Origin of the sequence: Halolamina salina (assembly GCF_042678005.1) — an archaeon.
Classification (GTDB): domain Archaea; phylum Halobacteriota; class Halobacteria; order Halobacteriales; family Haloferacaceae; genus Halolamina; species Halolamina salina.
Map to the genome: position 1 here is coordinate 5387 of NZ_JBHUDH010000010.1, position 2559 is coordinate 7945.

Annotated in this window: 2 protein-coding genes; one reads left to right on the forward strand and one right to left on the reverse strand. The window is 71.9% G+C overall.

Features of this window, described 5'->3' with window-relative positions; translation table 11 throughout:
- Window positions 1-153: 153 nt before the first annotated feature.
- Entirely contained in the window at window positions 154-1959 is a 1806-nt protein-coding gene (gene menD, locus ACFR9S_RS01180) for a 2-succinyl-5-enolpyruvyl-6-hydroxy-3-cyclohexene-1-carboxylic-acid synthase (RefSeq protein ID WP_379817810.1), read from the reverse strand.
- Window positions 1960-2131: 172 nt separating this feature from the next.
- Here menD and ACFR9S_RS01185 point away from each other — a divergent pair.
- A partial coding sequence (locus ACFR9S_RS01185; protein ID WP_379817812.1) for an NAD(P)/FAD-dependent oxidoreductase occupies window positions 2132-2559 on the forward strand: 428 nt, incomplete at its 3' end.

Sequence of the window (2559 nt, forward strand, 5' to 3'; positions counted from 1 at the left end):
CTACGCCGAGGCCCGCGAGCGCGAGCGCGCGGTCGAACTCGCCGACGCCGTCGAAGGGCTCGTCGCGGTCGGGGTCGAACAGCTCTGAGACCATACCGGAACCGCGACGCCGGCCAGCAAAAAGTCCGCGGTCGGCGCGGCCGTGGGGCGCTCTCAGTCCGCCGATCCGTCGGCGAGCGCCTCGATCACCTGCTCCCGCAGACGGTCGCGGACCGCGTGAGAGTCCGCGGCGTCGGTGACGACCTCGACGACGGTGCTCCCCTCGCTCGCGACCGCCTCACTGTAGGCGTCGACGAACCCCTCGCGGGAGTCCACGCGCTCGTAGTCGAGCCCGTACAGGTCGCCGGTCGGCTCGAAGTCGATCCCATGTGGCGTTTTGAACTGGTCGGTGAAGGGCGGCTCGAACGACTCGATCGGGAGCATGTGGAAGATCCCGCCGCCGTCGTTGTTGAGCAGGACGATCGTCGCGTCCACGTCACACCGCGCGACGGCGAGCAGCCCGTTCATGTCGTGGTAGTACGCGAGGTCGCCGATCACGAGTGTCAGGTGGTCCGTCGTCGCCGAGCCCGCACCGAGCGCGGTCGAGGTGATCCCGTCGATCCCCGAGACGCCGCGGTTGCCCAGCGCCGTCACCGCGTCCGCGCTCGGCCGCGCGAAGCGATCGAGGTCCCGGACGGGCATCGAGTTCGAGACGAACAGCGTGGTGGGTTCGGGGGCCGCGTCGACCGCGTCGACGACGAGGCCGCCCTCGAACAGCCCCTCGTGGGCGTCGACCGTCTCCCAGTGGGTCCGCTCGGCCGCGGCCCACCGTTCCCGCCAGTCCGCGGAGTCCGGGCCGGAAACGACCCGAGCCAGCGCCTCGGCAAGTCGCGAGGGGTCCGCCACGACGAGGTCGCTCGCGGTGAACTCCGCCTCGCGCCACTTCCCCGCGGGGTCGACGACGAACTGCTCGGCGTCGGTCCGGGCGAGATACTTCCGCAGCGGCTTCGAGGTGGGGGAGGCGCCGATCCGGAACACCGCCTCGGGGTCGGGCCAGTCGGCGGTGACCGACTCGTCGAGGTAGGCGTCGTAGCCGCCGAGCACGGGCGCGACGCGGGTGTGGCCCCCGAAGCGCAGGCCGGAGAGCGGGTCGGCGAGGATCGGGAACCCCGTCGCGTGGGCGAGCGCGACGATCGCTTCGGGGTCGACCTCTGTGGGGTCGGCAGGCCCGGCGACGATCAGGCCGCGCTCGACGCCCAACTCCTCGGCCAGCGAGCGGATCTCGGTATCGGGGAGTTCGGGCGCCCCCTGCGCGCGCTCGACGAACGCCGGGGACGACGATCCGGCACCGACACCTGCGGGGGCGGCGCTACCCTCCCGCTCCCGCCCCTCGGCGGCCAGCGCCTCGAGGTCCTCCGGCACGTCGCCGGGCACCTCGGTCGGTTCGAGCGGCTTGCGGAACGGGCAGTTGAGGTGGACCGGCCCGGCGTCGGTCCCCTCGGCCTCGGCCAGCGCGCGGGCGACGGTGGTTCGCAGCGAGCGGAGTTTTCGAGGTTCGGCCTCCGGTTCGGGCAGATCCTTGTACCACCGGACGGCGTCGCCGTACAGCTTCTCCTGATCGGCGGTCTGGTTCGCGCCGGAGTCCCGCAGTTCCGGCGGGCGATCGGCCGTGAGCGCGAGCAGCGGGACGCGGGACTGGTCGGCCTCCAGCACGGCGGGGTGGTAGTTCGCGGCGGCGGTGCCGGAGGTGCAGACCAGCGGCGTCACCTCGCCGGTGCGGCGGGCGCGGCCGAGCGCGAAGTACGCCGCGGACCGCTCGTCGAGGTGGGAGAACGTCCGGATCGCCTCGTGTTCGTCGAACGCGACCGTCAGCGGCGTCGACCGCGACCCCGGCGAGATGCAGGCCGCGGTGACGCCGCTCCGGGCGAGCTCGTCGACGATCGCCCGGGCCCAGAGCGTGTTGCGGTTCGGCGCAGTCATTGTCGAACCCTCGCGGCCGGGGCTGTTGGTTCCTGCGTTCCCGGGTCGACGGTGGAGACGGCTGTCGTGGCATCCATGCGGCCACTCGCCCGGCGTCACGCGGCGGGAGCGCCCGTTCGCTCCCCGGGGCGGTTCCGTAGCGACTTTACCGCAGCCCGTGTCACCTCCGCCCATGACCGACCGCATCGTCGTCGTCGGGGCCGGCTACGCGGGTGCCGGAACCATCGACTCGCTCAAGGACGAAGTGCCCGACGCCGGGCTGAAAGACGACGTCGAGCTCGTCTGGATCAACGAACACGACTACCACCTCGTGCTGCACGAGGCCCACCGCGTGATCCGGAACCCGGACGTGGCCTCGAAGATCACGATCCCCTGCGAGTCGATCCTGCCCGACTGGGGGGAGTTCGTGCAGGACCGCGTCGTCGGCCTCGACACCGACGACCGAACGATCGAACTCGAGGACGGCGAGCCGGTCGACTACGACTACCTCCTGCTCGGGGTCGGCAGCGCCACCGCCTTCTTCGGCATCGACGGCCTACGGGAGCACGCGCTCACGCTCAAGAGCCTCGCGGACGCCCGCGAGATCCACGAGGACGTGAA

Excerpts from the sequence above, each read along its gene's own strand:
- menD (WP_379817810.1), bottom strand. The coding sequence starts at position 1,959 with ATGACTGCGCCGAACCGCAACACGCTCTGGGCCCGGGCGATCGTCGAC.